The sequence below is a fragment of the Vreelandella gomseomensis genome (assembly GCF_031451645.1).
Classification (GTDB): domain Bacteria; phylum Pseudomonadota; class Gammaproteobacteria; order Pseudomonadales; family Halomonadaceae; genus Vreelandella; species Vreelandella gomseomensis.
On the sequence record NZ_JARWAI010000006.1, the window covers coordinates 168,922 to 194,520 of the forward strand.

19 protein-coding genes and 4 tRNA genes are annotated in these 25,599 nt (G+C 59.8%); 5 read left to right on the top strand and 18 right to left on the bottom strand.

What is annotated here, in order from left to right:
* Nucleotides 1–26 precede the first annotated feature (26 nt).
* The 17 genes from fusA to QC815_RS09840 all read right to left on the bottom strand — a co-directional run bounded on the left by fusA (nt 27) and on the right by QC815_RS09840 (nt 18,059).
* Nucleotides 27–2,150 (bottom strand): elongation factor G, encoded by a 2,124-nt coding sequence (fusA, locus tag QC815_RS09760; protein ID WP_230447682.1) that lies wholly within the window; start codon nt 2,148–2,150, stop codon nt 27–29.
* 150 nt (nt 2,151–2,300) lie between these two features.
* Nucleotides 2,301–2,771 (bottom strand): 30S ribosomal protein S7, encoded by a 471-nt coding sequence (gene rpsG / locus QC815_RS09765; protein ID WP_027337504.1) that lies wholly within the window; start codon nt 2,769–2,771, stop codon nt 2,301–2,303.
* A 152-nt stretch (nt 2,772–2,923) separates the two neighbouring features.
* Nucleotides 2,924–3,298: a 30S ribosomal protein S12 gene (rpsL, locus tag QC815_RS09770; RefSeq protein ID WP_009098973.1), complete on the bottom strand. Its 375-nt coding sequence runs from the start codon at nt 3,296–3,298 to the stop codon at nt 2,924–2,926.
* Nucleotides 3,299–3,464: 166 nt separating this feature from the next.
* A complete protein-coding gene (gene rpoC, locus QC815_RS09775) occupies nt 3,465–7,679 on the bottom strand; it encodes a DNA-directed RNA polymerase subunit beta' (protein ID WP_309768266.1) in 4,215 nt (1,404 codons plus the stop codon).
* Between the two features lie 10 nt (nt 7,680–7,689).
* Nucleotides 7,690–11,766: a DNA-directed RNA polymerase subunit beta gene (gene rpoB / locus QC815_RS09780; RefSeq protein WP_230447680.1), complete on the bottom strand. Its 4,077-nt coding sequence runs from the start codon at nt 11,764–11,766 to the stop codon at nt 7,690–7,692.
* 252 nt (nt 11,767–12,018) lie between these two features.
* Nucleotides 12,019–12,390, bottom strand: coding sequence for a 50S ribosomal protein L7/L12 (gene rplL, locus QC815_RS09785; RefSeq protein WP_230447679.1), 372 nt, complete (start codon nt 12,388–12,390; stop codon nt 12,019–12,021).
* 109 nt (nt 12,391–12,499) lie between these two features.
* Nucleotides 12,500–13,000, bottom strand: a complete 501-nt coding sequence (gene rplJ / locus QC815_RS09790; protein ID WP_230447678.1) for a 50S ribosomal protein L10 — start codon at nt 12,998–13,000, stop codon at nt 12,500–12,502.
* A 279-nt stretch (nt 13,001–13,279) separates the two neighbouring features.
* Complete coding sequence (gene rplA / locus QC815_RS09795) at nt 13,280–13,972, bottom strand: 50S ribosomal protein L1 (RefSeq protein ID WP_230447677.1); 693 nt, start codon at nt 13,970–13,972, stop codon at nt 13,280–13,282.
* 2 nt (nt 13,973–13,974) lie between these two features.
* A complete protein-coding gene (rplK, locus tag QC815_RS09800) occupies nt 13,975–14,406 on the bottom strand; it encodes a 50S ribosomal protein L11 (RefSeq protein ID WP_309768269.1) in 432 nt (143 codons plus the stop codon).
* Between the two features lie 88 nt (nt 14,407–14,494).
* Complete coding sequence (gene nusG / locus QC815_RS09805) at nt 14,495–15,028, bottom strand: transcription termination/antitermination protein NusG (RefSeq protein ID WP_309768271.1); 534 nt, start codon at nt 15,026–15,028, stop codon at nt 14,495–14,497.
* Nucleotides 15,029–15,036: 8 nt separating this feature from the next.
* On the bottom strand, nt 15,037–15,420 hold the full coding sequence (gene secE, locus QC815_RS09810; RefSeq protein WP_027337496.1) for a preprotein translocase subunit SecE: 384 nt from the start codon (nt 15,418–15,420) through the stop codon (nt 15,037–15,039).
* A gap of 71 nt (nt 15,421–15,491) precedes the next feature.
* A tRNA-Trp gene (locus tag QC815_RS09815) sits at nt 15,492–15,567 on the bottom strand.
* Between the two features lie 161 nt (nt 15,568–15,728).
* A tRNA-Thr gene (locus QC815_RS09820) sits at nt 15,729–15,803 on the bottom strand.
* 27 nt (nt 15,804–15,830) lie between these two features.
* Nucleotides 15,831–15,904 (bottom strand) — tRNA-Gly (locus QC815_RS09825).
* Between the two features lie 103 nt (nt 15,905–16,007).
* Nucleotides 16,008–16,091: transfer RNA gene (locus QC815_RS09830), tRNA-Tyr, on the bottom strand.
* A 145-nt stretch (nt 16,092–16,236) separates the two neighbouring features.
* Complete coding sequence (locus QC815_RS09835) at nt 16,237–17,076, bottom strand: type III pantothenate kinase (protein ID WP_230447674.1); 840 nt, start codon at nt 17,074–17,076, stop codon at nt 16,237–16,239.
* The gene (locus QC815_RS09840) at nt 17,073–18,059 is read right to left on the bottom strand and encodes a biotin--[acetyl-CoA-carboxylase] ligase (RefSeq protein ID WP_230447673.1); all 987 of its coding nucleotides are present in this window, start codon (nt 18,057–18,059) and stop codon (nt 17,073–17,075) included. Before QC815_RS09840 ends, QC815_RS09835 begins: the two co-directional genes overlap by 4 nt.
* 163 nt (nt 18,060–18,222) lie before the next feature.
* Between QC815_RS09840 and typA the strand changes: the two genes are divergently transcribed.
* From typA to QC815_RS09865, 5 genes are all read left to right on the top strand, one after another.
* Entirely contained in the window at nt 18,223–20,049 is a 1,827-nt protein-coding gene (typA, locus tag QC815_RS09845) for a translational GTPase TypA (protein WP_230447672.1), read from the top strand.
* A 309-nt stretch (nt 20,050–20,358) separates the two neighbouring features.
* The gene (locus QC815_RS09850) at nt 20,359–21,129 is read left to right on the top strand and encodes an ABC transporter ATP-binding protein (RefSeq protein WP_230447671.1); all 771 of its coding nucleotides are present in this window, start codon (nt 20,359–20,361) and stop codon (nt 21,127–21,129) included.
* A 70-nt stretch (nt 21,130–21,199) separates the two neighbouring features.
* Nucleotides 21,200–21,904: an ABC transporter ATP-binding protein gene (locus QC815_RS09855; protein WP_230447670.1), complete on the top strand. Its 705-nt coding sequence runs from the start codon at nt 21,200–21,202 to the stop codon at nt 21,902–21,904.
* 16 nt (nt 21,905–21,920) lie between these two features.
* Nucleotides 21,921–22,922 (top strand): branched-chain amino acid ABC transporter permease, encoded by a 1,002-nt coding sequence (locus QC815_RS09860; RefSeq protein ID WP_230447669.1) that lies wholly within the window; start codon nt 21,921–21,923, stop codon nt 22,920–22,922.
* The gene (locus QC815_RS09865) at nt 22,922–24,232 is read left to right on the top strand and encodes a branched-chain amino acid ABC transporter permease (protein WP_230447668.1); all 1,311 of its coding nucleotides are present in this window, start codon (nt 22,922–22,924) and stop codon (nt 24,230–24,232) included. Before QC815_RS09860 ends, QC815_RS09865 begins: the two co-directional genes overlap by 1 nt.
* A gap of 61 nt (nt 24,233–24,293) precedes the next feature.
* Here the strand turns inward: QC815_RS09865 and QC815_RS09870 are convergent, their stop codons facing one another.
* Complete coding sequence (locus tag QC815_RS09870; protein WP_230447667.1) at nt 24,294–25,505, bottom strand: ABC transporter substrate-binding protein; 1,212 nt, start codon at nt 25,503–25,505, stop codon at nt 24,294–24,296.
* Between the last annotated feature and the right edge of the window lie 94 nt (nt 25,506–25,599).

Genomic DNA, 25,599 nt, shown 5'->3' on the forward strand with positions numbered 1-25,599 from the left:
TATAACCTCTTTACGTTAGCTAACGGTTAACCGTTTTGGTTGATGACGGCTTCAACGACGCTGGAGGGCGCCTCCTCGTACTTCGCGAACTCCATAGAGTAGCTCGCACGGCCCTGGGTCTGTGAGCGCAGATCGGTTGCATAACCGAACATCTCACCCAGCGGCACCGTTGCACGGATGATCTTGCCCGAAGAGGAATCATCCATACCCTGCACCAGGCCGCGACGACGGTTCAGGTCGCCCATGACGTCACCCATAAACTCTTCGGGGGTCACGACCTCGACCTTCATCACCGGCTCCAGCAGCACGGCCTTGGCCTTCCTGGCACCTTCTTTTACTGCCATAGAAGAAGCAATCTTGAACGCGGTCTCGTTGGAGTCCACGTCATGGTAGGAACCATCAAACAGCGTCACTTTAACGTCAATCATCGGGTAGCCCGCAATGACGCCGTTCTGCAGCTGCTCGTAAGCCCCTTTCTCTACCGCCGGGATGTATTCCTTGGGAACGACACCACCCACGATTTCCGAGTTGAACTTGAAGAAGATCTCGTCATCCCCTTCGCCCTTCTCGTCATAGGTTAGCGGTTCGATACGCATCACTACGTGACCGTATTGACCACGACCACCGGACTGGCGTACGAACTTGCCTTCCTGCTCGACGCTGCCGCGGATCGTTTCACGGTAGGCCACCTGCGGCTTACCGATGTTCGCCTCAACCTTGAACTCGCGACGCATGCGGTCAACGAGGATATCGAGGTGAAGCTCACCCATACCGGAAATGATGGTCTGACCAGTCTCTTCGTCGGTTTTCACCTGGAAGGACGGATCCTCCTGAGCCAGTTTGCCCAGGGCAACACCCATCTTCTCCTGATCGGCTTTGGACTTCGGCTCAACGGCTACCGAGATAACCGGATCCGGGAACTCCATGCGCTCCAGTACGATCTTGTTGTTGATGTCGCACAGGGTATCGCCCGTGGTGACATCTTTCAGACCGATACAGGCAGCGATATCGCCGGCGCGCACTTCCTTGATCTCTTCGCGCGAATTGGAGTGCATCTGAACGATACGACCCACGCGCTCTTTCTTGCTCTTGACCGAGTTGTATACCCCATCACCCGAATTCAACACGCCCGAATAGACGCGAATGAACGTCAGGGTACCGACGAAGGGGTCGGTGGCAATCTTGAACGCCAGGGCAGCAAACGGCTGGTTGTCATCCGCTTCGCGGGTATCGACGGTGCCGTCCTTGTCGTCAAGCTCGCCTTCGATCGCCTTGACTTCGGTGGGCGACGGCATGTACTCGATAACACAGTCCAGTACCGCCTGAACGCCCTTGTTCTTGAACGCCGAGCCACAGGTGATCAGGACGATTTCGTTAGCCAGGGTGCGCGCGCGCAGACCTGCCTTGATCTCTTCGGTGGTCAACTCACCACCTTCAAGATACTTGTCCATCAGCTCGTCGGAACCTTCCGCGGCGGCTTCGATCATCTGCTCGCGGTAAGTTTCGGCGGTTTCCTGAAGGTCTTCGGGAATATCAACCAGGTCATAATTCATGCCCTTGTTTTCTTCGTCCCAAAGGATGCCCTTCATCTGGATAAGGTCGATAACGCCCTTGAAGTTTTCTTCCGTGCCCCAGTTGATCTGAATGGGTACGGCATTGGCGCCCAGGCGCTCTTTCAACTGGTTGACGACCATGAAGTAGTCGGCACCGGTACGGTCCATCTTGTTGACGAAGACCATACGCGGCACTTCGTACTTATTGGCCTGGCGCCATACGGTCTCGGTCTGCGGCTGGACGCCGGACGAGCCGCACAGCACGACCACCGCACCATCAAGCACACGCAGGGAACGTTCGACTTCGATGGTGAAGTCGACGTGCCCCGGGGTGTCGATGATATTGATGCGGTGCTCGGGGAACTGCTTGTTCATGCCCTGCCAGAAGCAAGTCGTCGCAGCGGAGGTGATTGTGATGCCACGCTCCTGCTCCTGCTCCATCCAGTCCATGGTCGCTGCACCGTCGTGCACCTCGCCCACTTTGTGGGAAAGGCCGGTGTAGAACAGTACCCGCTCGGTTGTCGTGGTTTTACCCGCGTCAACGTGAGCGACGATACCGATATTGCGATAGCGATTAAGTGGTGTCTTGCGAGCCACGGTGAAACTCCCGTTTGTTGGCGATGCTCGTGAATCTGACGGTGCGTGCTTGCTTATGCCACCGCCGCCACCCCTCAAGATAGCGGCGGTGTGTTGCGAATCGACTAATAACAACCCTGCGACATCGCAACCGCAGCCAGCAACGCGACCTTAGAAACGGTAGTGCGAGAAGGCCTTGTTGGCTTCTGCCATCCGATGCACGTCTTCGCGCTTCTTGACGGCAGAACCCTTGCCTTCAGCGGCATCCAGCATTTCGCCAGCAAGACGCTGAACCATCGTTTTCTCACCGCGACGACGCGCCGCGTCCACCAGCCAGCGCATGGCAAGCGCCTGGCGGCGTGACGGACGTACTTCAACCGGCACCTGATAGGTCGCGCCACCCACACGGCGCGACTTGACCTCGACCATCGGCTGGATAGCTTCCAGCGCCTTGTCGAAGATCTCCAGCGGCTCTTCTTTACTACGCTCGGCAACCTTGTCCAACGCACCATACACGATGCGCTCAGCTATGGACTTCTTGCCGCTGAACATCAGGTGGTTCATGAACTTGGCCAGGCGCTCACTTCCGAACTTGGGATCCGGCAGAATCTCGCGCTTGGCTACAACTCTTCTTCTAGGCATGATAAGCCCTCAATTTAAGGATCCTTCAGGTAAACTCGGGACTCGCAGCGGTTTTTCATCAGCCACCGCCCGACCTTACTCTTATCAGACCATCATATGCGTGATAAATGTTTCGTACGTCTGCCGCCTAGGCGACCGCGACCAGCGTCGACTTAAGACTTCGGACGCTTGGTACCGTACTTGGAACGACCCTGCTTACGATTCTGTACGCCGGAGGTGTCAAGAGCGCCGCGAACGGTGTGATAACGCACACCCGGCAAATCCTTGACTCGACCGCCGCGAATCAGCACAACAGAGTGCTCCTGGAGGTTGTGACCTTCACCACCGATGTAGGAAGACACCTCGAAACCGTTGGTCAGGCGCACACGGCAAACCTTACGCAACGCCGAGTTAGGCTTCTTGGGGGTAGTGGTGTAAACGCGCGTACATACACCGCGCTTTTGCGGACAAGCCTGAAGCGCAGGCACGTCACTCTTGGTGACGGGGCGCTTGCGCGGCTTGCGCACTAGCTGATTAATCGTTGCCATGGTGTTTAGCTGACTCCAATGGTTGCCTTGGCCTTTCAGCGGCTGCGGGCGTACCCACCCCACTGTTAAAGGCTGCGCATTCTAATGGCTGACCCTGGTCGCCGTCAAGTCTTGCCGGTCGCAAAACCGGCAAGACAAGGGCTTCATAAAAGGCCAGATAGCAATGTTAGAGCTCGTCGTCGGAATCCAACGCGGTCAACTGAGCTCCCAGCTCCTGCTCTACCTCGGTCGCCGAGGGGTTGAACAGGCGCTCTACGTCTTCGCGCTTGCGACGACGTTCCGCGTGGTGAGTCAGACCGGTACCTGCCGGAATCAGTCGACCCACTACAACGTTTTCTTTCAGGCCACGCAGATAATCGCGCTTGCCGGTCACCGCTGCCTCGGTCAATACGCGGGTCGTTTCCTGGAACGACGCCGCCGAAATGAACGACTCGGTGGCCAGGCTGGCCTTGGTGATACCCAGCAGCAGGCGTTGGTACTTGGCCGGGAATTTTTCTTCCTTCTCCAGGCGCTCGTTCTGTTCCAGCACGCGAACCAGCTCGGCCTGATCACCAGTGATGAAGTCCGAGTCGCCCGAGTCGGTGATTTCCACCTTGCGCAGCATCTGACGCACGATCACTTCGATGTGCTTGTCGTTGATGCCAACGCCCTGGAGACGATAAACGTCCTGAACTTCGGCCGTGATGTACTTGGCAAGCTCGGCCACGCCCAGCAGCCGCAGAATATCGTGCGGGTTGCTCGGGCCATCCGAAATGACCTCGCCCTTCTCGACGGCTTCGCCTTCGAATACCGCAATCTGACGCCATTTCGGGATCAGCGTTTCAAAGGCATCCCCGGATTCGGGCGTGATCGTCAGGCGACGCTTGCCCTTGGTTTCCTTGCCGAAGCTTACGACACCGCTGATTTCGGCCAGAATCGCCGACTCTTTCGGTTTACGCGCTTCGAACAGGTCGGCCACGCGCGGCAGACCACCGGTAATATCCTTGTTGCCCGAGGCTTCCACCGGAATGCGGGCGACCACTTCACCTACACCGATTGTCGCGCCGTCGTCGGCGGAAATGATCGATTTACCCGGCAGCAGGTACTGCACCGGCGTGTTCGACCCGGAGACCGATACGTACTCACCCGCCGCGTCCTTGAGCATGACCATCGGGCGCTTGTCGCGACCTGCCATGGGACGTGCGGCTGATTCGATCACCTCGATGGACGACAGGCCGGTCATCTCGTCGACGGTGCGGTGCATGGTGACACCCTCGTCGAGGTCGATGAACTGCGCCTGACCTTCCACCTCGGCCACGATCGGGTGGGTGTGCGGATCCCACTTGGCGACCGTAGTACCGGCATCGACAACGTCGCCGTCGCGAACGGACAGCTCGGCGCCGTAGGGCAGCTTGTAGTACTCACGCTCACGTCCATGGTCGTCAGCAACGGCCAGGGCGCTCGAGCGGGATACCACGACCAGCTTGCCGTCGGCACGTTCGACGTGCTTGATGTTGTGCAGACGTACCTTGCCGCCGTGCTTGACCTGGACGCTATCCACGGCCGACGACCGCGATGCCGCGCCGCCGATGTGGAAGGTCCGCATGGTCAGCTGGGTACCCGGCTCACCAATGGACTGGGCGGCGATAACACCCACCGATTCGCCGATGTTGACCTGATGACCGCGCGCCAGATCACGCCCGTAACAGGCAGAACACACGCCGTGCGGCGTTTCACAGGTAATGGTCGAGCGCACGATGATCTCATCGACGCCCATGGTGTCGAGATCGGCGCACCACTTCTCGTCAAGCAACGTACCGCGCGGAATCAGTACCTCTTCCGTGCTCGGATCGACCACATCGATGGCCACCACACGACCCAGCACGCGCTGGGACAGCGGCACGATGATGTCGCCGCCTTCGATGATCGGGTGCAGCGTCAGGCCGTTTTCGGTACCGCAATCCGCCTCGGTAATGACCAGATCCTGGGCCACGTCGACCAGTCGACGGGTCAAGTAGCCCGAATTGGCGGTCTTAAGTGCGGTATCCGCAAGTCCTTTACGCGCGCCGTGGGTCGAGATGAAGTACTGCAGTACGTTCAGACCTTCACGGAAGTTGGCGACGATCGGCGTTTCGATGATCGAACCGTCCGGCTTGGCCATCAGGCCACGCATGCCCGCCAACTGACGGATCTGGGCGGCACTACCACGGGCACCGGAGTCGGCCATGATGAAGACACTGTTGAACGAGTCCTGCTCGACTTCGTTGCCGTCGCGGTCGATGACGGTCTCTTTCGAGATGCCCGCCATCATCGCCTTGGCCACCTTATCATTGGCCTTGGACCAGATATCGATGACCTTGTTGTACTTCTCGCCCGCCGTTACCAGGCCGGAGGAGAACTGGTCTTCGATCTCTTTGACTTCCGCTTCAGCGCCGTCGACGATCTCGGTTTTCGCATCGGGAATGACGAAGTCGTTCACGCCGATGGACGCGCCGGACCAGGTGGCCAGACGGAAACCGGTGTACATCAGCTGGTCAGCGAAGATAACGGTCGGCTTGAGGCCGGCCCGACGATAGACTTCGTTGATCAGGCTGGAAATCGCCTTCTTCTTCATCGCCTGATCGATGAGTTCGAAGGGCACGCCTTCCGGCAGAATGCGGAACAGCAGCGCACGACCCACCGTGGTGTCATAGACACGGCGGTGAGACGACCTGTCGCCGGTTTCCTCGTCGACGTCAACCTCGTCGAGACGCACCTTGACGCGGGCGTGGAGTGACACCGACTGGGTACCAAAGGCACGCTCCACCTCGTCGAGGCCGGAGAAGATCATGCCTTCGCCCTTGGCGTTGATCTTTTCACGGGTCATGTAATACAGACCCAGCACCACGTCCTGCGACGGCACGATAATCGGCTCGCCGTTGGCCGGCGACAGCACGTTGTTGGTCGCCATCATCAGCGCGCGGGCTTCAAGCTGTGCTTCCAGGGTAAGCGGTACGTGAACCGCCATCTGGTCACCGTCGAAGTCGGCGTTGTAGGCAGCACACACCAGCGGGTGCAGCTGGATGGCCTTACCTTCGATCAGCAGCGGCTCGAACGCCTGGATACCCAGACGGTGAAGCGTGGGCGCGCGGTTCAGCAGTACCGGGTGTTCGCGGATAACATCGGCAAGGATGTCCCACACTTCCGGCAGCTCGCGCTCGACCATCTTCTTGGCGGCCTTGATCGTTGAGGCGTAGCCCAACGACTGCAGCTTGGAGTAGATGAACGGCTTGAACAGCTCCAGCGCCATCTTCTTGGGCAGGCCGCACTGATGCAGACGCAGGGTCGGGCCCACGGTAATTACCGAACGGCCCGAGTAGTCGACGCGCTTACCCAGCAGGTTCTGACGGAAACGCCCCTGCTTACCCTTGATCATGTCGGCGAGCGATTTCAGCGGGCGCTTGTTGGAGCCCGTGATCGCGCGACCGCGACGGCCGTTATCCAGCAGCGCATCGACCGCTTCCTGGAGCATCCGCTTCTCGTTGCGCACGATGATATCCGGCGCATTGAGATCAAGCAGACGCTTCAGGCGGTTGTTACGGTTGATCACACGACGGTAAAGGTCGTTGAGATCCGAGGTCGCGAAGCGGCCGCCGTCGAGCGGTACCAGCGGACGCAGATCCGGCGGCAGCACGGGCAGCACTTCCATGACCATCCACGCCGGCGCGTTACCGGAATGGTAGAAGGCTTCAAGCAGTTTCAGGCGCTTGGAAAGCTTCTTGATCTTGGTTTCAGAGTTGGTCTGCGGAATTTCTTCGCGCAGATGATTGATCTCTTCTTCCAGATCGATGTCCTTGAGCAGCTCTTGAACGGCTTCGGCCCCCATGCGGGCGTCGAAATCGTCGCCAAACTCTTCCAGCGCTTCAAAATACTGCTCATCGTTCAGCAGCTGACCACGCTCCAGCGTGGTCATGCCGGGATCGATAACGACAAAGCTTTCGAAGTAGAGCACGCGCTCGATATCACGCAGGGTCATGTCGAGGAACATGCCGATACGCGACGGCAGTGACTTCAGGAACCAGATATGCGCCACCGGGGACGCCAGCTCGATGTGGCCCATGCGTTCACGACGCACGGCCGCCTTGGTCACTTCAACGCCGCACTTCTCGCAGATGATGCCGCGGTGCTTCATGCGCTTGTACTTGCCGCACAGGCACTCGTAGTCCTTCACCGGGCCGAAGATCTTGGCACAGAACAGACCATCCCGCTCCGGCTTGAACGTACGGTAGTTGATGGTCTCAGGCTTCTTCACCTCGCCGAACGACCAGGAGCGAATCATGTCCGGCGACGCCAGGGTAATCTTGATCGCGTCAAACTCTTCGGACTGAGATTGCGATTTGAGTACTTTCACCAAATCTTTCATGGGACGGCTCCTAGCTCTCTAACTCGATATCGATGCCCAGCGAGCGGATTTCCTTCACGAGTACGTTGAAGGATTCCGGCATGCCTGCCTGCATGGTGTGGTCGCCATCCACGATGTTCTTGTACATCTTGGTGCGGCCTTCGACGTCGTCCGATTTGACGGTGAGCATCTCTTGCAGCGTGTAGGCCGCGCCGTAAGCTTCCAGCGCCCACACTTCCATCTCACCAAAGCGCTGACCACCGAACTGCGCCTTACCGCCCAGCGGCTGCTGGGTGACGAGCGAGTAAGAACCGGTAGAACGCGCGTGCATCTTGTCGTCGACCAAGTGGTTAAGCTTCAGTATGTACATGTAGCCAACGGTGACCGGGCGATCAAACGCATCGCCGCTTCGGCCATCGTACAATGTCATCTGACCCGACTCGGGAATGTCTGCCAGCTTGAGCAGGTGCTTGATTTCGTGCTCTTGAGCACCGTCAAACACCGGCGTTGCCATCGGCACGCCCGCCTTGAGGTTTTTCGCCAGGGCAATCACTTCGTCATCGCTCAGCGAATCGATGTCTTCCACACGGGTGCCCGGCGTGTTGTACACCTGACCCAGGAAGTCACGGATCTCTGCCACTTGCTGGCCGCGTGCATCGCGCAGCATGGCATCGATCTTGACGCCTAGGCCACGCGCCGCCATCCCCAGGTGGGTTTCGAGAATCTGACCGACGTTCATGCGCGACGGAACACCCAGCGGGTTCAATACCACATCCACCGGCTCGCCTGTCTCGTCGAACGGCATGTCTTCAACCGGCATGATCGCCGAAATAACACCCTTGTTACCGTGACGACCGGCCATTTTGTCGCCCGGCTGGATGCGACGCTTGACGGCCATGTAGACCTTGACGATTTTCAGCACGCCCGGCGCGAGGTCGTCGCCCTGGGTCAGCTTGCGCTTCTTGTCTTCAAAGCGCTCGTCCATTTCTTTACGACGGTTTTCCAGCTGCTCGTCGGCCTGGGCCAGCAACTCGTTGTAGGACTCATCCTGTAGACGCAGCTTGAACCACTGCTGACGCGGCAGTTCGTCGAGGTACGCCTCATCAAGGGTATCGCCCTTCTTGAGGTTGGGCCCGCCATTGACCACCTGACCTTCCAGGGTACGCTTGAGACGCTCAAAGGTGGCATCTTCGGCGATACGATAGGTCTCCTGCAGGTCCTTGCGCACTTCATCCAGCTGCATCTGCTCGATGGACAGGGCGCGCGAATCTTTCTCGACGCCGTCGCGAGTAAACACCTGAACGTCGATCACCGTGCCTTTCATGCCGGTCGGGGCACGCAGCGAGGTGTCTTTAACGTCAGACGCTTTCTCGCCGAAGATGGCACGTAGCAGTTTTTCTTCCGGCGTCAGCTGGGTTTCGCCCTTGGGCGTTACCTTGCCGACCAGAATATCGCCCGGGCCGACTTCGGCACCGATGTAGACGACGCCCGCCTCGTCCAGCTTGCCCAGCGCCGACTCGCCGACGTTGGGGATGTCCGAGGTCACCTCTTCCGGCCCCAACTTGGTATCCCGGGACACACAAGTCAGTTCCTGAATGTGGATGGTCGTGAAACGGTCTTCCTGGGCCACTCGCTCGGAGAGCAGGATGGAGTCCTCGAAGTTGTAACCGTTCCAGGGCATGAACGCGATACGCATGTTCTGACCAAGCGCCAGGTCACCCATATCCACGGACGGGCCGTCAGCGAGAATATCGCCGCGTGCCACGTTGTCACCAGGCCGCACGATGGGGCGCTGGTTCATGCAGGTGTTCTGGTTCGAACGGGTGTACTTGGTCAGGTTGTAGATATCCACACCGGCTTCACCGCCGATGATTTCATCTTCATTGACCCGAACCACTACCCGGCGCGCGTCCACGGAGTCGATAACCCCGCCACGCCCCGCCACGGCACAGACACCGGAGTCACGCGCAACGAAGCGCTCCATGCCGGTACCCACCAGCGGCTTCTCGGCACGCAGGGTCGGCACCGCCTGACGCTGCATGTTGGAACCCATCAGGGCGCGGTTGGCGTCATCGTGCTCGAGGAACGGAATCAGGGCTGCGGCCACCGACACTACCTGGCGCGGCGATACGTCCATCAGCGTCACCTGGTCGGGACGCATGAAGGTGGTCTCGCCTTTGTGGCGCACCTGCACCAGGTCATCGCTCAGATTGCCGGACTCATCGACGGCTGCCGAGGCCTGGGCAATGACGAAGTCACCTTCCTCAATCGCCGAGAGGTGTACTACATCGTCGGTCAACTTACGGTCAACCACCTTGCGGTAAGGCGTCTCCAGGAAGCCATAGCTGTTTGTATGGCTGTAGGTGGCCAGCGAGTTGATCAGGCCGATGTTCGGGCCTTCCGGCGTCTCGATCGGGCACAGACGGCCGTAGTGCGTGGCGTGTACGTCACGCACTTCGAAGCCAGCACGCTCGCGGGTTAGACCACCCGGGCCGAGGGCTGACACACGGCGCTTGTGGGTAACTTCCGACAGCGGGTTGTTCTGATCCATGAACTGGGACAGCTGGCTTGAGCCAAAGAACTCTTTTACCGCCGCCGCCACGGGCTTGGCGTTGATCAGATCCTGCGGCATCAGGCCTTCGCTTTCCGCCATGGAAAGACGCTCTTTAACCGCACGCTCAACGCGCACCAGACCGACACGGAACTGGTTTTCGGCCATTTCGCCGACGCAGCGAATACGGCGGTTGCCCAGGTGATCGATATCGTCAACGTCACCGAAGCCGTTACGGATATTGATCAGCTCGCGCAGCACGTCGAGGATGTCTTTACGGTCCAGCACGCCGGAACCGGTGTCGCCCTCGCGGCGCAGACGACGGTTGAACTTCATGCGGCCCACGCCCGACAGGTCGTAGCGATCCTCAGTGAAGAACAGGTTGTGGAACAGCGTCTCGGCGGCTTCCTTGGTGGGCGGCTCGCCGGGGCGCATCATGCGGTAGATTTCCACCAGGGCTTCGAGCTGCGATCCGGTGGTATCCAGCTTGAGCGTATCGGAAATGAACGAGCCACAGTCGAGGTCGTTGGTATACAGCGTCTCGATGCGCTTGATACCGCCGTGCGCCATGGCTTCCAGCACGTCCGGGGTGATTTCGGTGTTGCACGGGCAGATAAGCTCGCCGGTCTTGCCGTCGATCTGATCCTTGGCCAGCGTCTTGCCGAACAGATACTCCATCGGCACGTCCAGACGCTCGAGCCCGGCTTTTTCGAGCTGGCGGATATGCTTCTGGGTGATCCGGCGGCCTTCTTCGACGATAATCTCGCCGTTGCCGTCCTTGATGTCGAAGGTGGCCGTTTCGCCGCGCAGGCGCGATGGCACCAGCTCCACCGAGAAGCCGGACTTTTCGACATGGAAAACGCTGGTTTCAAAGAATTCGTCGAGAATCTCTTCCGTGCTCATACCCAGCGCACGCATCAGTACGGACGCCGGCAGCTTGCGGCGACGGTCGATACGCACGAAGACGTTGTCCTTGGGATCGAACTCGAAATCCAGCCAGGAGCCACGGTAAGGAATCACCCGCGCTGAATAGAGCAGCTTACCGGAGGAGTGGCTCTTGCCCTTGTCATGATCGAAGAAGACACCGGGGCTGCGGTGGAGCTGGGAAACGATAACCCGCTCGGTACCGTTGATCACAAAGGTACCGTTCTCCGTCATCAGGGGAATTTCCCCCATATAGACTTCTTGCTCTTTGATATCCTTGATTGCTTTATTCGAGGAATCGCGATCATAGATGATCAAGCGAACCTTGACGCGCAGCGGCGCGGAGTAAGTTACCCCGCGCAGCTGGCACTCCTTAACATCGAACGCCGGCGTTCCGAACCGGTAGCTGACATACTCAAGCGCCGCATTTCCGGAGAAGCTCTCAATCGGAAACACGGACTTGAACGCCGCGTGCAGGCCGACCTCGTGCCGCTCGTCGGGCGAACGATCTTGCTGGAGAAAGTCGTAATAGGAATCAAGCTGGATGGCCAGCAAGTAAGGCACATCCATCACTTGTGGCAGTTTGCCGAAATCCTTGCGGATGCGTTTTTTCTCAGTATATGAGTAAGCCATCTGTATTCCCCAGCTTGTTCACCATGGGTGACCGATGCGTGGTCATCTGCCCTGCAGGCGTGTCAGACGCGAACAGCAAGCTCCTGGTCGGGTAGCTCGCCGTCAAAAATCTTGGTCGATAACAGTCTTTCGATAACCGTACTACAACGATTCTGCTTCACCGTTCAGTTACAACAGAAAAAGGCCGGCAGCGGGATTTCCCGCCGCCAGCCGTGGAAGCTTACGCAGCGCGTAAAGCATCCGGCACAAGAATTACTTGAGCTCGACGCTTGCGCCCGCTTCTTCCAGCTTCGCTTTCGCTGCTTCAGCGTCTTCCTTGGACATGGCTTCTTTGATGGTCGCCGGCGCGCCGTCAACGGCACCCTTGGCTTCCTTGAGGCCAAGACCGGTAATCTCGCGAACTGCTTTGATGACGTTAACTTTCTTGTCACCGGCAGACGCCAGCACCAGGTCAAATTCAGTCTGCTCTTCTTCAACAGGTGCTTCGCCGCCACCCGGGCCAGCGACAACGGCTGCCGCGGCAGAGACGCCGAATTTTTCTTCCATTGCTTCGATCAGCTCGACAACTTCCATGACGGACATGTCGGCTACAGCATTGATGATATCGTCTTTGGTCAGTGCCATTGTTTCATTCCTAACTTTGCGGGAGTCTCGGTTTGCCGACGACTCAGGATTCATTGGCTGGTTCAGGCAGCCGTCTGCAACAGCAGCTCATGCCGCCCGGAAGAAGCGTTTACGCCGCTTCTTCTTTCTGGTCGCGCAGGGCGGCCAGGGTGCGAACCAGCTTGCCAGCGGAGGCTTCTTTCATTACCGACATCAGCTTGGCGATTGCTTCGTCGTAGGTCGGCAGGGTTGCCAGACGGTCGATGTCAGCAGCCGGAATCAGCTCACCTTCGTAGGCCAGCGCTTTCACTTCGAAGTCTTTGTCGCTCTTGGCAAACTCTTTGAACAAACGAGCAGCAGCGCCCGGATGATCTGTCGAGAAGGCCAACAGCGTTGGACCAACGAAGCTCTCGGTCAGGCATTCCCACTGGGTGCCTTCGAGGGCGCGGCGTGCCAGGGTGTTGCGAACAACACGAATCTGGACACCATTCTCGCGCGCCTGCTTGCGCAGATCGGTCATCTTGCCGACCGTCACGCCGCGAGAATCGGCAACTACGACGGAGAGTGCGTCCTTGGCCGCTTCACTGACCTCGGCAACAATCGCTTTCTTGCCTTCAAGTGCTAGTGGCACAGTGATCACTCCTTCGTGCCGGAACCCATTAAAGGTTCCGGTGGTTACCATCTCTTCCCACCCGTACTGCCGGCAGGAAGCCTTAGAGGATGGTGCTCACCAGAAAAGCAGCGTTGCTAACCCACTGGCGGCCACACCATCTGCGCAGGCGCTCGAAGAGCGATTAAGCCATGCCTTCATGGAAGCCACGGCACCTGCGGTCTTTGACGGCGCCTCGGCATCGGCCGAGGGACCGCAAAGTTATTGCTCGGTTGTTGCTGAAACCTGACGATCTAGCGCTTATACAAACGCGGAATGATCGACGGTCAGACCCGGGCCCATGGTAGTGGACAGGGTCATTTTCTTGAGGTAGACACCTTTGGAAGTACTCGGCTTGAGCTTCTTCAGGTCGGCGACCAGTGCTTCCAGGTTGCCGTGGATCGCTGCCGCGTCGAAATCCGCCTTACCCAATGTCGTATGGATAATGCCGTTCTTGTCGGTGCGGAAGCGCACCTGACCGGCTTTGGCGTTTTTCACGGCGGTGGCGACGTCAGGCGTCACGGTGCCCACTTTCGGGTTGGGCATCAGGCCGCGGGGACCCAGAATCTGGCCCAGCTGACCGACCACGCGCATGGCATCCGGCGAAGCGATGACGACGTCAAAGTCCATCACGCCCTTCTTGACCTGTTCGGCCAGGTCGTCCATACCCACGATGTCGGCGCCAGCTTCTTTGGCGGCGTCGGCATTGGCACCCTGAGTAAAGACGGCTACGCGCACGTCCTTGCCGGTACCGTTAGGCATAACGGTAGCGCCACGTACGACCTGATCGGATTTACGCGGGTCAACGCCCAGGTTGATCGCGACATCCACGGACTCCTTGAACTTGACGGTCGATAGCTCAGAGAGCAGCGCCACCGCTTCTTCAATGGAGTAGGCCTTGTTGGTGTCGACTTTTTCGCGAATCAGCTTCGCGCGCTTAGTCAATTTCGCCATGATTACAGACCCTCCACGTTGAGGCCCATGCTACGGGCGCTGCCCGCGATGGTGCGAACCGCTGCATCCATATCAGCCGCCGTCAGGTCAGGCTCTTTGGTCTTGGCGATTTCTTCAAGCTGCTCGCGCGTTACCGTGCCGACTTTCTGCTTGTTCGGCACGCCTGAACCCGACTTGATGCCGGCGGCTTTCTTGAGCAGCACCGCAGCGGGTGCCGTCTTGGTAACGAACGTGAAGCTACGGTCAGAGTAGACGGTAATCACGACAGGCGTCGGCAGGCCGGGCTCAATGTCTTGAGTCTCGGCGTTGAACGCCTTGCAGAATTCCATGATGTTCACGCCGTGCTGACCCAGCGCAGGGCCGACGGGCGGACTTGGATTGGCTTTACCTGCTGCAACCTGCAGCTTGATGTAAGCCTGTACTTTCTTGGCCATCGCTTTTCACTCCAGTTGGGTGGTAACGCCTTGCGGCTCCCCGGTCTTTGTCAGGCGACGACACCACCTGACACGAATCTTCTTGCGTTTACTCTTTCTCTACCTGCGCGAACTCGAGCTCGACAGGCGTAGCACGCCCGAAGATCAGCACGCTGACCTGCAGGCGACTCTTTTCGTAATTGACTTCTTCCACCACGCCGCTGAAGTCGGCGAAGGGGCCGTCGACGACACGCACCGATTGCCCCGGCTCAAACATGGTCTTGGGACGCGGCTTGTCGGTGCCGTCCTGCACACGCCGCAGAATGGCGTCAGCCTCGCGGGTGGTGATCGGCGCGGGCTTTTCTTTGGTACCACCGATAAACCCCATCACGCGTGGGGTTTCGTTAACCAGGTGCCAGGTATCGTCGGCCATCTCCATCTCGACCAGCACATAGCCGGGATAGAACTTGCGCTCACTCTTGCGGCGCTTGCCGTCACGCATTTCAACGACTTCTTCGGTGGGCACCAGAATTTCGCCAAAGCGATCTTCAACGCCATACATCTTGACGCGCTCGATCAGCGAGCGCATCACATGCTTTTCGAAGCCGGAATAGGCGTGAACGACGTACCAACGTTTGGACATGAAAGCTCCTAACCAATAACGCCGGACATCGCCCAGCCAAGAAGAGTGTCAATCAGCCAAAGCATCAGCCCGACCACCAGCACGGCGACAAGGACAATGGCCGTGGTCTGGATAGTTTCGGCCCGAGTTGGCCATACAACGCGCTGAATCTCTTTCTTAGCGCTTCGCGCCAGCTCCACCAGATCGCGACCCTTGGTGGTTGTCAGCGCCAGCAGGGCAGCCAGCACACACAACACCACAACGCCCAACACACGGTAGATCAGGCCAATATCAGCAAAATAGGTATTGCCTACAACGGCAACAACAAGCAACGCAATAACTGCCGCCCACTTGAGCCCGTCATGGCGCGTCTGTTGCACCTCGGCGCCATGCTTCACAGAACTCGGCTTCATAAAAACGAGACTCCTCAGGGTGCAGCGAGCGATAAAGGAATTCTTTAAAGACATACCAGCCTGGGGAAGACTGGCAGGCCAGGAGGGAATCGAACCCCCAACCTGCGGTTTTGGAGACCGCTGCTCTGCCAATTGAGCTACTGGCCTGTATCAATGCCTGCACAGACAACTTATTCAGCCTGCACAACAGCGGGCGCCATGGTAGCGGAGAAATCACCACCTGACAACCCCCTTTCAACGCCACCACCCGAACTCAAGCCCGATGACAGCGACAAAAAAAGCGAGCATCGCTCGCTTCTTTTTCAATTTGGAGCTCATGGACGGATTTGAACCGTCGACCTCACCCTTACCAAGGGTGTGCTCTACCCCTGAGCTACATGAGCCAAGTACTACAAGATCAAGCACCTAACTGGAGCGGGCGGCGGGAATCGAACCCGCACCATCAGCTTGGAAGGCTGAGGTTCTACCATTGAACTACGCCCGCCTTACCGGCTTTAGAATGATCAGCCGATGCGCACTCATTCTCTATAACGCCCGCTACCGGTTTTCATTCCACGTCACCGACTTTAATCGATGGCGCCTAAAGCTGGTGGAGAGGGAAGGATTCGAACCTTCGAAGCTTTCGCGGCAGATTTACAGTCTGCTCCCTTTGGCCACTCGGGAACCTCTCCATCTTTGGCGGCACATTATGCCAGCCCCAAAAGCATTGTCAAGTCACTGATAGCACTAGCAAGCTATCAATGTATCCCGCTCAACACTTCGACGTCACGATGCTGCCGACTGCTGACCGCCTGCCTTGGAACGCGCTGCATTCTGTCAAAGCAGCATCGAGAATGCAAGGCCCGCACGAATTTTTTCAAGCGACACCGGATCGGGTACGCGCGGCGCACCGGCCATCTTGCCGGCGCGCTCGGCGAGCGTCAGCGGAAAACGCGCCTCGAGCCCGCCGTACACCATATCCGGCCATACCGCATGGGGCACCTGAACCCCGCGTGAAATGACCCGCGCATCTCCCCCGGTCAGCAGCATCGGCAGCGCCACGCCCTCTTGGTCACACACTTCGCTGTAAATTCGGTTGATAGCGCTCACCGCCGCCATGTAGATGCCATGGTTGACCGCATCCACCGTGCGACGCCCCGGCTCGAGCAGCTCGTCCGCCTCGCTTTCGGGGTCGATGGCGACGTTGCGCGTACCCAGCTTCAGGCTCTCTTTCATCAACCTCAGTCCCGGCACGATAAAGCCGCCCAGATGCTGCCCGCCGGGCAGCACAAAGTCGATGGTGATCGCACTGCCGCAGTCGACCGCACAGCACCCCCCTGCCAGCTGATACCCCGCCAGGGCACCCAGCCAGCGGTCAACGCCCAGGCGCCCGGGTTCTGCATAGCCGTTCACTACGCCCAGCGCCTCTGCGGTCGAGCGGGCCACATGCACATGGCGCACGCGACGCCGCAGCAGCCCCACGGTCTCGTCGAGTACCGCCGCACGGGCAACGCTGGAAATACGCACCGCCTCGACCACGTCAAGATCCGGAATGTCGGCACCGGGGCGCCACTCTTCGCGGGTCCATACCGCACCTCGCGAGCGGATTTCACTGCTGTCAGCGTCTTTCAGCCGCCATTTGGACAACGTATTGCCAATATCCAGGTCAAGAATCATAAGCGCCTACGTACGCTGATTTCGCCGCCCGACAGACGCCTCGGGTGACCCGACTCGGTCACCCACAGGTGACCACTATCGTCGACTTCGCCGGCGACCGCCTCATTGGTCTGACGCCCCTGGATAACCCGGATGGGCTGATCAGCGTATGCGTGGCGCTGGTTCCAGGCCTTCCGCCAGGGTGCAAAGCCCTGCTGCTCAAAGCCCGCCAGCATGTCGAGCAGCCCGGCGACCACGTCCGCGGCCAGCTGATTGCGTGACAGCGATGGCAGTTCATCAAACAGCGCCGCCACCGGCTGCTCGATGGCCTCGCGCATGGCCTCGGGTAGCCGCAGATTCATGCCCATCCCGATGACGACTTCACAAGGGCCTGCAGCATCGCCGGTGACCTCGACCAGGATGCCGGCCAGCTTGCCCAGCGCGTCGCTATCACGCTGGGCAAGCAGAATGTCGTTGGGCCATTTAAGCTGCGCGGCCACGCCGTGATGCTCGAGCACCTGGGTGACTACCACGCCCACCGCCAGGCTCAAGCCTTCCAGCGCCGTGACACCGGCCTCAAAGCGCCAGCCCACGGACAGCATCAGGCTTTGCCCCCACGGGGTTGTCCATACACGCCCGCGCCGGCCGCGCCCGGCCGTCTGCAGCTCGACTAGGCACACCTCGGCATGGCCGGCGCCCTGCTCGAACCGCTCGCGCAGGAAGGCATTGCTCGACGGCAGCTGATCCTCGACAAACAGGCGCGCCAGATGGTGGCGCGCCTGGGCGGGCAAGCGCTCGACGATCCTGGCGCCGACCAGAGGCTCCAACGGCTGAGCCAGTCGATAGCCACGCCCCTTCACCGCCACCAGTTCGACGCCGAGCGCTTCCAATTTCTTTAACTGTTTCCACACCGCAGCGCGAGAGACGCCCAGCGCGTTACCCAGCTGTTCACCGGAATGAACGTCGCCGTCGCTTAGCAACCGCATCAGGTGGCCGATGCTCATGTCCTTGCCCCATCTGGGAAAACGTCTATCTTACCGGATGCGCCATCAGCGCGAAAACTGCTGCCAAAAGGTTATTGTATTGATGCTTTAAATAATACAGTGCTGGTAGTGGACCGCACCGAGACCCTATAATGCCGCCCTATTTTTCTAGCAGGATCGCGTCGTGATCGAGAATCTTCGCAACATTGCCATCATCGCCCACGTTGACCACGGTAAAACTACCCTGGTCGACAAACTGTTAAGCCAGTCCGGCACGCTCGACCGCAAGGCCGAAGGCCAAGAGCGGATCATGGACTCCAATGACCAGGAAAAGGAGCGTGGCATCACCATCCTGGCCAAGAACACGGCTATCAAGTGGCAGGATGGCAACGGCACCGACTACCACATCAACATCGTGGACACGCCCGGGCACGCCGATTTCGGTGGCGAGGTCGAGCGCGTCATGTCGATGGTCGACTCGGTACTGCTGCTGGTTGACGCCGTCGACGGCCCGATGCCGCAAACCCGCTTCGTGACCCAGAAGGCCTTTGATCGTGGCCTGAAGCCGATCGTGGTGGTCAACAAGATCGACCGCCCCGGCGCGCGCCCCGACTGGGTCATCGACCAGATCTTCGACTTGTTCGACAACCTGGGGGCCTCCGACGAGCAGCTCGACTTCCCGATCATCTACTGCTCGGCGCTCAACGGCATTGCCGGCCCCGAGCCCGATCAGCTGGCTGACGACATGTCGCCCATGTTCCAGTCCATCGTCAATATCGTCGATGCGCCCAAGGTCGAGAACGACGGGCCTTTCCAGATGCAGATCTCGGCGCTGGACTATAACAGCTACGTGGGCGTCATCGGCCTTGGCCGCATTTCCCGCGGCAGCGTCAAGCCCAACCAGCAGATTACCGTGGTGACCAAGGAAGGCCATTCGCGCAAGGGCAAGATCGGCCAGGTCATGACCCATATGGGCCTCGACCGGGTACAGACCGACGAAGCCACCGCAGGCGACATCATCTGCATCACCGGCATCGAGAACCTGGCGATTTCCGATACCCTGTGCGACGTCAACCAAGTGGAGGCGCTGCCGCCGCTGACCGTCGACGAGCCGACGGTATCGATGACGTTCCAGGTCAACGACTCGCCGTTCGCCGGCAAGGACGGCAAGTTCGTCACCAGCCGCAATATCAAGGATCGCCTGGAGCAGGAGCTGATCCACAACGTGGCGCTGCGCGTTGAGCAGGGCGACACGCCGGAAAAATTCAAGGTCTCGGGACGCGGTGAGCTGCACCTCTCGGTGCTGATCGAATCCATGCGTCGGGAAGGCTTCGAGCTGGCCGTTGGCCGCCCCGAGGTCATCATCCGTGAAATCGACGGCGAACAGCAGGAGCCCTACGAAGAGGTCATCATCGACTGTGAGGAGCAGCACCAGGGCGCCATCATGGAAGAGCTTGGCTATCGCAAGGGCGAGATGACCAACATGAACCCGGATGGCAAGGGCCGCGTTCGTCTGGACTTCATCATCCCGGCGCGCGGCCTGATCGGCTTCCGCGGCCAGTTTTTGACCCTGACCTCGGGTACCGGCATCCTGACCAGCCGCTTTGACCACTACGGTCCGCTGAAGCCGGACGCCTCAATCGAGCGGCGTAACGGTGTCATGGTATCGATGGTCGACGGCAAAGCCCTGGCCTACGCCCTTTACACGCTTCAGGAGCGCGGCAAGCTGATCGTCGATCACGCCACGGAAGTCTACGAAGGCATGCTGATCGGCATCAACAACCGTGCCAACGACATGGTGGTCAACCCGACCAAGGGCAAGAAGCTGGATAACATGCGTTCCACGGGTAACGATGAAAACATCGTCCTGACGCCGCCGATCAACTTCACCCTGGAGCAGGCCATCGAGTTCCTGGACTCGGATGAGCTGGTGGAAGTGACACCCAGCCATATCCGTCTGCGCAAGAAGTTGCTCAAGGAAAACGAGCGCAAGCGCTCAAGCAAGAAGTAAGTCGCCTCCCGAAGCCCGCTTGAACGCGGGCTTCTTTTTGCCTGCCATCTGGCGGTCACGTGAATGCCCCCTGTTTGCCAAGCCGCTCCCCCAACGCAACCTAAACGGTTGACGCCTGGAAAGCAGGCTGAGGGTAGCGCAAAGTAGCGCTATCCTCAGCACAGGGGATTATTCTATTATCTCGCTCACACAAGCGTTTGAATCGCGGCGGGTGCTGCACGCCTGCCCGACCGAGGCGCCCGCCACCCACGGCGGCGCAGGGAGTGACACCCAGGCGTTGACCGCCTTGCCCAGTAGATGAGGAAACCCATGACCCCGCTTATCGAGGTTCAGCAGGTCAATAAAGCCTTTGGTGGCCTTCAGGTCATCAACGACTGCTCTATTCGCGTCGAGAAGGGTTCGATTACCGGCATGATCGGCCCCAACGGCGCGGGCAAGTCGACATTATTCAACCTGATGGCCGGCGCGTTGCAGCCGGACAGCGGGCGCATCCTGCTGGACGGCGAGGATATTACCGCGCTGAGCGCCGACCAGCGTTTTCACAAGGGTCTGCTGCGCACCTTCCAGATCGCCCACGAATTCAGCCACATGAGCGCGCTGGAAAACCTGATGATGGTGCCGCCCGAGCAGGCAGGCGAAAACCTGTTCACCGCCTGGTTCAAACCCGGCCTGGTGCGCCATGAAGAAGCCGAGGTTCGCCGGCGGGCGCTTGAGGTCATCGACTTTGTCGGCCTTCATCACGTGCGCAACGAGCTCGCCGGCAACCTCTCCGGCGGGCAGAAGAAATTGCTGGAGCTGGGCCGCACGATGATGACCAACGCCAAGATCGTGCTGCTTGACGAGATTGCCGCCGGGGTCAACCGCACGCTGCTTGGCGACCTGATCGGCAACATCGAGCGTCTCAACCGCGAGATGGGCTACACCTTCCTGGTCATCGAGCACGACATGGACATGATTGCCAGACTCTGCGACCCCGTCATCGTGCTGGCCCAGGGCCAGGTGATGGTCGAAGGCCATATTGAGGATATCCAGAACAACCCCGAGGTTATCGACGCCTACTTCGGCGCCGGAGCCGCGTGACGGATGAAGGCGCAAGGCTTCCAACAACGCCACACCCCCCAGGTGGCTCTACACGAGAGACTTTTTCACCATGCCTTTAATTGAAGCACGCGACGTCTTCGGCGGCTATGGCAGCATGAACATCCTCAACGGGGTGAACATGTCGCTGGACGCCGACGAGGTCGGGGTGATCGTCGGTCCGAACGGGGCGGGAAAATCAACGCTGCTGAAAGCGATTTTCGGGCTGCTGCACGTCAATCAGGGCGATATTCTGCTCCACGGCACGCCCATCCAGAACCTGGCGCCCAACCAGCTCGTCGAGCGCGGTATGGGCTTTGTGCCCCAGGAAAAGAACGTGTTCCCCAGCCTGACCGTGCAGGAAAACCTGGAGATGGGGGCCTTTCTGAAGCCCCAGAACGTCAAGCGCATGCTCGACCAGGTCTACGAATTCTTTCCCCCTCTCAGGGAAAAGCGCCATCAGCCGGCGGGCGAGCTGTCCGGCGGCCAGCGCCAGATGGTCGCCATGGGCCGTGCGCTGATGGCCGAACCCAGCCTGCTGCTGCTTGACGAACCCACCGCCGGGCTGTCGCCGCTTTACATGAACGAGATCTTTGACCGGGTCAAGCACATCAATGAGGCCGGGGTCGGCATCCTGATGGTCGAACAAAACGCCAAGCAGGCACTCGCCATTGCCGATAAAGGTTTTGTGTTGGCCGCAGGCCAGAACCGCTTTACCGATACCGGCGCCGCACTGCTTGCCGATCCAGACGTGGCCAAAAGCTTTTTGGGCGGCTAGCCCAGGGGACAATAACGTGAATGAACTGGTTTTCTTTATCAACAACGTGGTGATCGCCGGCAGTGTCACCGGCGCCATCTACGCCATCGGGGCGATTGGCGTCACGCTGATTTTCAGCATCATGCGCTTTGCCCACTTTGCCCACGCCGACATGATGACCTTTGGTGCCTTCATGGTGCTGGTGCTCACCACAGCCTTCCCCGGCATCGGCATGAGCATCGGCGTGCCCACCGCGCTCATTATGCTCCCTGTGGCCATGCTGCTGACGGCCTGCCTGGCGGTCGGCATCGACAAGGCGTTTTACAAGCCGCTGCGCGCCCACGGCGTCAAACCCATCGTCATGGTTATCGCCTCGCTGGGCGTCACCCTGATCCTGCAGGGGCTTATCCGGCTGTTTTCCGGCACCGGCGGGCAGGGCCTTTACGTCGACGACCGCAAAGAAATTTTTCGCATGCTGCCGTTTGAGAACGTGCGCGTGCCCATCGTGATTACCGAGCCGCAGATTTATCTGTTCGTGATCACCCTGGTCGCGGTCATTGCCCTGCATCTGTTCCTGAGCCGCTCGCGGCTCGGCAAAGCCATGCGCGCGATGTCCGATAACCCCGAACTAGCGCAGGCCTCGGGCATCAACACCAACACCATCGTCGCCGTTACCTGGGTGATTGCCGGGGGCCTTGCCGCCATTGCGGGTACGCTGCTGTCGCTGGATGTCACGTTCAAGCCCGACCTCAGCTTCTTCCTGCTGCTGCCGATTTTCGCCGCCGCCATCGTCGGTGGCGTGGGCCACCCCTTCGGCGCCGTCGCCGGCGGCTTCGTCGTCGCCTTTGCCGAAAATCTGGCAGTGTTCAACTGGGCCGTGTTACTGCGCCCCTTCCGCGACAGCCTGCCCACCTGGCTGGAGTTACCGTCCAACCTGGCCTTCGTGGGCACCGAATATAAAATCGTGGTGCCGTTCTTCATTCTGGTGGCCATTCTGGTCTGGCGCCCCACCGGCATCTTCAAAGGCAAGGTGATCTGATGGCTGACAACAACTACACCCCTCAGGACGCGACGCCCAAGGCATCGCGCCTGCCGCTACGCGAGCTCTGCCTGTTTGGCCTGCTGCTGGTCACGATTGTCGGCGTTTATGGCGTCATGGGGCCTGCCTACAGCACGCGCATGCTGGTGGAAGCCGCGTGCTACGCCATCCTGGCCTTGGGGCTGACCATTCAGTGGGGCTATGCCGGCCAGTTCAACGCCGGTGTCATGGGGTTTGTCGCCCTGGGCGGCGTCAGCGCCATGCTGTTCAGCGTGCCGGTCAACGAGGCCTTCTGGGATAGCGAACTCCCCGGCGAGCTTGGCAAGGTACTGCTCTACGCCGTCGGCGCCACGCTGCTGGTGGTCGCGGCCTCGCGGCTCACCCGGTTGGGGGTGCCCAAGCGGATCCGCACCGTATTCACCGTGCTGCTGGCCATCGTGCTGTACATGGTGGTGATCAGCCAGTTACGTGAGGTGACCGCCGCGATCGAGTCCCAGGCGGGCTTTGTGGGTGGGCTGGGCCTGCCGGCCTGGACAGGTTGGATCGTCGGCGGCGCCCTGGCGGGCGGCGTCGGCTACTTTATCGGCCACGTCTGCCTGGGCTTGCGCAGCGATTACCTGGCCATTGCGACCCTGGGGATTGCCGAGATCATCAAGGCCTTCTTGAAGAATTCCGACTGGCTCACCCGCGGCACCGCGACGGTGTCGCCGCTGCCCTGGCCGACCCCCGGCCCCGCCGACCTGGGCTTCACCCTGTCCCGGGCGATCTACCTGTCGTTGACGGCGGTGATTATCGCGGCGATCTTCTTTCTGCTCCACCGCGCCTATCACGCTCCCTGGGGCCGCATGATCCGCGCCATTCGCGATAATGAACTATCCTCAGCGGCCATGGGCAAGAATATCAACCGGCGGCGCCTGGAGATTTTTGTGCTGGGCTGCATCCTGATGGGTGTCGGCGGCGGGGTAATGGCAAGCTTCAACAGCCTGTTCGACCCCAACGGCTATCTGCCGCTGAATCATACCTTCCTGGTGCTGGTCATGGTGATTCTGGGCGGGCCCGGCAACAACCTGGGCACCATCTTCGGCGCCATCACAGTGTATATTATCTGGATCATGTCAGGGCCGTTGGCCCTCTACCTGATGGATCTCGCCGTGGCCTTCGGTGCCTTTGCCTTTGACTGGCAGGCGCCCGCCACCATCGATAGTCGCGCCCTCCAGGCCCGGGTATTGGTGATTGGCGTGCTGATCACGCTGGTGTTGCGCTTTGCCCCCAAGGGGCTGCTGCCGGAGCGCATCAAGCACCACGACTGAGCCATAAAAAACCGCCCCAGCGCGTGGCTGGGGCGGTCATAGCGGTCTTGGCCACTTTATCCTAGTCTTCAGCCAGCTCACCAACCCGCTTGAACTCGCCATCTTCGACGGTCATTTCAACCACGATGCCGGGCACGTCACCATTATCGTCAAACTCGTGACTGCCAGAAGCCCCTTCGTAGTTGATTTCTTCACCCTGGGCGATCAGCTCGACAGCCTTCTCCCACTCGCCGGGCAGGATGGCTTCCCCCGGTGCGCTGGCCACATCGCGCAGCGCCTCGGATAAGCCTTCACGCTCGGCACTGCCGTTCTGCTCGATAGCCAGCGCGACAAGGAAAGCTGCGTCATAGGCCTGGGCGGCAAAGACCGCTTCAGGATCGATACCGGCAGCTTCGGCGGCTTCAATGAAAATATCGGTGCCGGGCAGATCCGGGCTGCCGGGGCGGGTCGCGATCATGCCTTCCAGTACATTAGCGCCCACGGCCTCGACAAGGCTATTGCCGACCATGCCGTCGGCCCCTACGTACTGGGTGAACACGCCGCTTTCCGAGGCCTGACGCAGCACGGTCTGCCCCGAGGTATCGGCGTAGGCCAGCACGACCAGCGTCTGCACGCCGGTGGAGGACAGGATGCCCAGTTCGGAGCGGTAGTCGGCACGGTTGTCCTCGTGGGCCAGACTTTCCACGATGGTGCCGCCTTCCGCCTCAAAGGTCGCGGTAAACGCGTCCGACAGCCCCTGACCGTAATCATTGTTGACGAAGGTCACGGCGACTTCATCGATACCTTTCTCGATCAATAACTTGGCCAGCATTTCTCCCTGGAACGCATCAGAAGGCACGGTGCGGAAGACCAGGTCGTTATCGTCAAGCTCGGTCACCGCCGGTGCGGTAGACGCTGGCGAGACCATGACCACACCGCCGGGAATGGCCGCGTTGTTGGCGGCCGCAATGGTGGCACCGGTGCACAGCGCCCCGACAATCGCCGTGACGTCTTCCGAGTTGACCATGCGGTCCGCCGAGTTAGACGCGGCCGAAGCGTCGGAACAGGTGGTATCGCCCGACGGCATTTCCAGCGTCTGACCGCCCAAGATGCCGCCCTGCTCGTTGATCTGGGTAACCGCCAGCTGTGCGCCATCAAAGATGGGCGGCGTCAAACTCTCAATACCCCCGGTAAAGCCCCCCAGAAAGCCCACTTTGACCTCAGCCTGGGCCGCCCCAGCCAGTGCCAGTGAAGAAACGGCCACGGCCGTGGCTAATATGCGCTTGTTCATCATCTTGTTAATCGCTCCCTGTAGGATTCAGCGCCCCATCGGTACACGCTGGGGTCTGCTATTAATCTGGAACTGGAACGCAAAAAATACAAGCAAC

Coding starts and splice junctions, on each gene's coding strand:
- QC815_RS09840 (WP_230447673.1), bottom strand. CDS start 18,059: ATGAGCATCGGCCACCTGATGCGGTTGCTAAGCGACGGCGACGTTCAT.
- rpoB (WP_230447680.1), bottom strand. CDS start 11,766: ATGGCTTACTCATATACTGAGAAAAAACGCATCCGCAAGGATTTCGGC.
- rpsG (WP_027337504.1), bottom strand. CDS start 2,771: ATGCCTAGAAGAAGAGTTGTAGCCAAGCGCGAGATTCTGCCGGATCCC.
- QC815_RS09865 (WP_230447668.1), top strand. CDS start 22,922: ATGGCTGACAACAACTACACCCCTCAGGACGCGACGCCCAAGGCATCG.
- QC815_RS09835 (WP_230447674.1), bottom strand. CDS start 17,076: ATGATTCTTGACCTGGATATTGGCAATACGTTGTCCAAATGGCGGCTG.
- rpoC (WP_309768266.1), bottom strand. CDS start 7,679: ATGAAAGATTTGGTGAAAGTACTCAAATCGCAATCTCAGTCCGAAGAG.
- rplA (WP_230447677.1), bottom strand. CDS start 13,972: ATGGCGAAATTGACTAAGCGCGCGAAGCTGATTCGCGAAAAAGTCGAC.
- rplK (WP_309768269.1), bottom strand. CDS start 14,406: ATGGCCAAGAAAGTACAGGCTTACATCAAGCTGCAGGTTGCAGCAGGT.
- QC815_RS09855 (WP_230447670.1), top strand. CDS start 21,200: ATGCCTTTAATTGAAGCACGCGACGTCTTCGGCGGCTATGGCAGCATG.
- rplL (WP_230447679.1), bottom strand. CDS start 12,390: ATGGCACTGACCAAAGACGATATCATCAATGCTGTAGCCGACATGTCC.
- secE (WP_027337496.1), bottom strand. CDS start 15,420: ATGAAGCCGAGTTCTGTGAAGCATGGCGCCGAGGTGCAACAGACGCGC.
- nusG (WP_309768271.1), bottom strand. CDS start 15,028: ATGTCCAAACGTTGGTACGTCGTTCACGCCTATTCCGGCTTCGAAAAG.
- QC815_RS09870 (WP_230447667.1), bottom strand. CDS start 25,505: ATGATGAACAAGCGCATATTAGCCACGGCCGTGGCCGTTTCTTCACTG.
- QC815_RS09850 (WP_230447671.1), top strand. CDS start 20,359: ATGACCCCGCTTATCGAGGTTCAGCAGGTCAATAAAGCCTTTGGTGGC.
- rpsL (WP_009098973.1), bottom strand. CDS start 3,298: ATGGCAACGATTAATCAGCTAGTGCGCAAGCCGCGCAAGCGCCCCGTC.